The sequence below is a fragment of the Streptomyces sp. ID05-39B genome (assembly GCF_033794725.1).
In the GTDB taxonomy this organism is placed as follows: domain Bacteria; phylum Actinomycetota; class Actinomycetes; order Streptomycetales; family Streptomycetaceae; genus Streptomyces; species Streptomyces bobili.
The window spans coordinates 1-5,412 of record NZ_JARGEF010000376.1 but is presented as its reverse complement, the minus strand read 5'-3'; the positions used below and the strand labels follow the sequence as shown (position 1 = coordinate 5,412).

The 5,412-nt window shown below is 71.8% G+C and carries 4 protein-coding genes; all 4 read left to right on the top strand.

The features are described 5' to 3' along the window. Positions 1 to 547 precede the first annotated feature (547 nt). Positions 548 to 1,519, top strand: coding sequence for an SCO0930 family lipoprotein (locus P1P75_RS39360; RefSeq protein WP_319264426.1), 972 nt, complete (start codon positions 548 to 550; stop codon positions 1,517 to 1,519). A gap of 264 nt (positions 1,520 to 1,783) precedes the next feature. Next, positions 1,784 to 2,596 (top strand): SAM-dependent methyltransferase, encoded by an 813-nt coding sequence (locus tag P1P75_RS39355; RefSeq protein ID WP_319264424.1) that lies wholly within the window; start codon positions 1,784 to 1,786, stop codon positions 2,594 to 2,596. Then, the gene (locus P1P75_RS39350) at positions 2,593 to 4,728 is read left to right on the top strand and encodes an EAL domain-containing protein (RefSeq protein ID WP_319264422.1); all 2,136 of its coding nucleotides are present in this window, start codon (positions 2,593 to 2,595) and stop codon (positions 4,726 to 4,728) included. The genes P1P75_RS39355 and P1P75_RS39350 overlap by 4 nt, the downstream gene beginning before the upstream one ends. Before the next feature lie 32 nt (positions 4,729 to 4,760). Continuing rightward, positions 4,761 to 5,165 (top strand): DUF4440 domain-containing protein, encoded by a 405-nt coding sequence (locus tag P1P75_RS39345; protein ID WP_319264421.1) that lies wholly within the window; start codon positions 4,761 to 4,763, stop codon positions 5,163 to 5,165. The last annotated feature ends 247 nt before the right edge of the window (positions 5,166 to 5,412 follow it).

Below are 5,412 nucleotides of genomic sequence, written 5' to 3'. Positions count from 1 at the left end.
GCTTCGGTGGGGGCGGGGGTTCGGGCTTCGGCGGCGTCGGCGGACACCCCGGCGGGGCAGGCCACCCGCGGTTTCCCGCGACCGCCACCGCGTCGGTGCCGTCCGGGCCCGTGGAGGCGTACGCGCAGGCGTCGGCCCCGGCCGTCCCGGCCGGGGCGGCCATGAGGATCCAGGCCACGGTCGCCAGGGTCAAAGCCCTGGTCACGAGGGCGGATCGGGTCGATTCGGATCCATGCACGACGAGATCATGGGGCCTTGCGCGCGGGCACACGCCCGCGTGCGGGGGTCATTGCCCCGAATGGGGGAAGCCCGCTTCTCCGGGGTTGTCCGGCGGGCGCTCGTACGTCCGGCCGCGCGTACTCGTGTGCGAGTCGCTCGGGCGAGCGGCCTGGACGAGTTGTGGGTGGCCCGAAGCGGGTGGCGGCACAGGCGGCGAAAAGAATTCTGTGCCGCGTTTGAACACAACGACCCCCGGTGTGCGTATCCATGGCTGTGCGGCGGCGCAGCAGGGCGCTGCAACACCCTTGGGAAGATCGGGGAGTTGAAGATGAAGACCTCCTGGCGGAGCGCCTCACTCGTGGCGAGCGCTGTGTCTGTTCTGGCGCTGACGACGGCGTGCGGTCAGGAAGGCGGTACCGCTGCGTCCAGCCAGAACGTGGGTGTCACGGCCCCGGCCGGCACCGTCGCCGGCGTGGGCAGCGGCTACGGAGGTGTCGGCGCGGGCACCAGCCCCAGCGCCAGTGCTCCGGGGGCCGTCGGCGCGGGCGGCGCCGCCCAGGCCGGTACGGCGGGCCAGCTTGCCGTCTCGGCCAACGACGAGCTGGGCAAGGTGGTGATCGACGCCGCCGGTATGACGCTGTACCGCTTCGACGCGGACACCGCGCAACCGCCCAAGTCCAACTGTGACGGCGACTGCGCGACGGCCTGGCCGCCCGTACCGGCCGACGACGCCACCGCCGGCGACGGCATCGACAAGTCGCTGCTCGGCGAGGTCACCCGTACCGACGGCACCAAGCAGCTGACCGTCGACGGCTGGCCCGTGTACCGCTACGCCAAGGACACCAACGCCGGTGACACCAACGGCCAGGGCGTCGGCGGCAAGTGGTTCGCGCTGGCCCCCGACGGCAAGAAGGCCAAGTCGGCCTCCGCCGCGGCCGGTCTGTCCGTGCGCAAGGACCCCAACCTCGGCGACATCGTCGTCGACAAGAATGGCATGACAGTCTACCGCTTCGTCAAGGACCAGGCATGGCCGAAGCCGGTCACCGCGTGCCTCGGCGCCTGCGTGCAGAAGTGGCCGGCCGTCGCGCCCGTCGCCACCAACGACACCGAGGGCGTCCAGAAGAAGGGCCTGATGAGCTTCACCCGGCCCGACGGCGTCAAGCAGATGACCGTCAACTGCTCGCCGATCTACACCTTCTCCGGTGACAAGGCCCCCGGGGACATCAACGGTCAGGGCGTCGGCGGCACCTGGTACGCCGTGGCCCCCGACGGCAAGCTGGTCGGCGCGCCCGAGCAGTAGAGATCACCTCCCCAGGGCTGATCCCCGCTTCTGCGACGGCTCGTCCGGCCCCGGTCCGCCCCCTCCGCGCCGCACGGAGGGGGCGGACCTCTGTGCTGTGTCACATCCGGTACTTTTCCTGGGCACTTTCCGGTGTGTCGTCGAGGCACGTGCCGCAGGCAGTGACCGGGAACGGACGGTCAATTTCCGTTTCCGCTCGCTCTGTTGGCGGGCGATCAGTAGCCTCTGCTCGAACACCGGATCGCCTACGCCTTGGAGAGACAGATGGAACGTCCCGCCTGGGCCCCACGGAGCATCGACATCTCCGTGCCCAGTGTCTCGCGGATCTACGACTACTACCTGGGCGGTTCGCACAACTTCGACGTCGACCGGGAAGCGGCCCGCAAGGCCATGGAGTTCATGCCGGGACTCCCCAAGATCATGCAGGCGAACCGGGCGTTCATGCGCCGCGCGGTGCGCTACGCGGCCGACGCGGGCATCACCCAGTTCCTCGACATCGGTTCCGGCATCCCGACCTTCGGCAACGTCCACGAGGTGGCCCGGGAGGCCCGCCCCGGCGCCCGTGTCGTCTACGTCGACCACGACCCGGTCGCCGTCGCGCACAGCCAGGTGGTGCTGGAGGGCCAGGCGGACGCCGACGTCGTCGCCGCCGATCTGCTCAAGCCACGCGACATCCTCGCCAGCGGACCGGTGGAGCAACTGATAGATCTGGAGCGGCCCGTGGCGCTGCTCCTCGTTGCCATACTGCACTTCGTGGAAGACAGGGACGACCCGTACTCCGCGGTGGCCGAGCTGACCGCCGCGCTCGCGCCCGGTAGCCTGCTCGTCCTCACGCACGCCTCGTACGAGGGAATCCCGCTGCCGCCCGGGCGGGCCGAGGGCGCGGTGGACGTGTACAAGGACATTCGCAACCCGCTGGTCATGCGCTCGCGTGACGAGATCGCGCGGTTCTTCGAGGGGTACGACATGGTGGAACCGGGACTGGTGCCGATGCCGCACTGGCGGCCGGACACGGCACCGGAGGACGAGGATCCGTATGCCTTCTCCGGTTTCGCGGGCGTGGGGCGCACTTCGTGACCGCCGAGCCGGACGGTCCGGAGGACAGACTGCGGCGGTTCGCGACGATCTGGAGCCGGGCGGTGTTCCCGGTCACCTCCACGTCGCTGACCCGGCCGGAGCTGGAGGAGCAACTCCTGCCGCTGGCCCGGCGGCTGAGCGAGGCGCTGCGCGCCAGGAGTTTCGAGGCGGAGACCCCCAAGGCGGTCGGGGCCGCCCTCGTCGGCGCCCACTGCACCGACCCGGAGGCCCTCGCCCGCAGTCTGGACTGCGTCGACGCCTACCTGGTGCTCTACTGCGGCGAGGACGGACCCCAGGAGGACCTGCGCACCCGCTGCTCCCGGCTCCAGCACGCCATGGCCGCCGGGTTCGCCCAGGAGCTGCGCGAGCGCACGCTTGCCGAGCAGGAGGCCATCGCCCAGGCCGCGTTGCGGGCCCAGGGCGTGGTGGCGCAGGCGCTGCACGCCAGCGAGGCCCGCTTCCGCGCGGTCTTCGAGGGCGCCGCGATAGGAATCGGCATCGCCGACCTGCAGGGCAACATCCTTGAGGTCAACGGGGCGTTGGTGCGCATGTTCGGCGGCGGCGAGCAGGCCGTGCGCGGGCGCAACGTCAGCGAGTGGACGCACGCCGACGACGCGCCCCAGGTCTGGCGGCTCTACGACGAGCTGGTGCGCGGCGAACGCGAGCACTACCACGTAGAGAAGGCGTTCTACCGCCCTGACGGAACGGTCCTGTGGACCAATCTGACCGTCTCGCTGCTGCGGGACCCCGACGGGCAGCCGCAGTATCAGCTGGCGCTCATGGAGGACACCACCGAGCGCCGGCTGCTCAACCTCCGGCTGCGCTACGAGGCCACCCACGACGCGCTCACCGGCCTGCCCAACCGCACCCTGTTCTTCGAGCGCCTGGAGAAGGTCCTGGCCGCCGGGGAGGGCCAGCGCTTCGGCCTGTGCTACCTGGACCTGGACGGCTTCAAGACCATCAACGACAGCCTCGGGCACGCGGCCGGCGACCGGCTGCTCGTCGAGGTCGCCGACCGCCTGCAGTCCTGCGCGACCGCGCCCGGCGAGATGGTCGCCCGGCTCGGCGGCGACGAGTTCGTGGCGCTGACCACCGGCCCCGACACCCACCACGAGGTCGACGACCTCGCCACCCGGATCATGAACGCCCTGGTCGCGCCCGTGCGCATCGAGGGCCGTGAACTGACCGTGCGCGGCAGCATCGGCATCGTGGAGGGCCCGGCGGGGGAGCGCAGCCCCGCCGAGGTGCTGCGCAGCGCCGACATCACCATGTACCGGGCCAAGTCGGCGGGCGGCAACCGCTTCGAGCTGGCCGACCCCGAGGCCGACGCCCGTGCCATCACCCGCCACGGTCTGACCACGGCCCTGCCGGCCGCGCTGGAGCGGGGCGAGTTCTTCATCGAGTACCAGCCGCTCGTCCACCTCGGCGACGGCAGCGTGCGCGGCGCCGAGGCCCTGGTGCGCTGGCTGCACCCTCAGCACGGTGTGCTCGGCCCCGACCGGTTCATCCCGCTCGCCGAGCACACCGGGCTGATCGTGCCGCTGGGCCGCTGGGTCCTGGAGCAGTCGGTGCGCCAGGTCGGCCACTGGCGGGAGCGGTGCGGCGAGCCGGGCCCGCTGCGCATCAACGTCAACCTCTCGCCGTGCCAGCTCACCCACCCCGGGCTGGTGCAGGACACCGTCGACATCCTGGAACGCGCCGGCGTCTCGCCCGAGGCGCTCTGCCTGGAGGTCACCGAGTCGGCTCTGATCGGCGCCGACGACGACCTCCTCAAGCCGCTGCGCCGGCTGGCCGAGATGGGCGTCGACATCGCCCTGGACGATTTCGGAACCGGTTACTCCAACCTCGCCAACCTGCGCCGGCTGCCGGTGAGCGTCCTCAAGCTGGACCGCTCCTTCACCCAGAGCATGCAGCAGTTCCCGGCGGACCCCGTCGACCTCAAGATCGTCGAGGGGATCGTGTCGCTCGCCCACAGCCTGGACCTCGCGGTCACCGTCGAGGGTGTGGAGACCGGCGCCCAGGCCGAACAACTGCGCATACTGGGCTGCGACACGGCCCAGGGCTGGTACTACGCCCGCCCCGGCCCGCCGGACCGCCTGCACGAGCTGGCCCTGGTGGACGCCACGGGGTGACGGCACCACTCGGTTGCGGGAGGTGCCCGGCCATGCGCGATCATGTGCGGGTGACCCAGGATTCCGACGACGTGGCCGCGGCGGTCGCGGGCGAACTGAGCCTCATGGACCCCGCCGTGCGCGCCTCCCGCGCCGAGACCGTCCGCCTGCTCGACCCCGAGTTCACCGAGGTGGGCGCGTCCGGCCGCCGCTACACGTACGCGGAGACGGTGGCCGAACTCCCCGACCACTCCGGCAGCTCGCCGACGGGCCCCCGCTACGAGCCGTCGGCGATCAGGGGCGTGCTGCTGGCCCCCGGCCTGGTCCACCTCACGTACACCACCGCCTTCGCCGGCCACCGGGCCCACCGAACCTCACTGTGGCGCAGGCAGACCCCGGAATCAGGCTGGCGCATGTACTACCACCAGGCCACCCCGTTCCCCCCGGACACCCCCTGACCCAACGGCGCCGAAACCAGGGACCTCTGGCCCAGGAGTCGCCGGGCCCGTCAGCCCACCAGGGGCGCGGGGAACTGCGCGCCCGGCCACGACGGCGCCGCACCTGCCGGGGCGCCACCGGACGTCCTGTCCCAGGAGTCGCCGGGCTCGTCAGCCCACCAGGGGCGCGGGGAACTGCGCGCCCGGCCACGACGGCGCCGCACCTGCCGGGGCGCCACCGGACGCCCTGTCCCAGGAGTCGCCGGGC

What these genes read in the sequence shown, in the direction of transcription:
- P1P75_RS39345 (WP_319264421.1), top strand. Translation starts at nt 4,761, where the DNA reads ATGCGCGATCATGTGCGGGTGACCCAGGATTCCGACGACGTGGCCGCG.
- P1P75_RS39360 (WP_319264426.1), top strand. Translation starts at nt 548, where the DNA reads ATGAAGACCTCCTGGCGGAGCGCCTCACTCGTGGCGAGCGCTGTGTCT.
- P1P75_RS39355 (WP_319264424.1), top strand. Translation starts at nt 1,784, where the DNA reads ATGGAACGTCCCGCCTGGGCCCCACGGAGCATCGACATCTCCGTGCCC.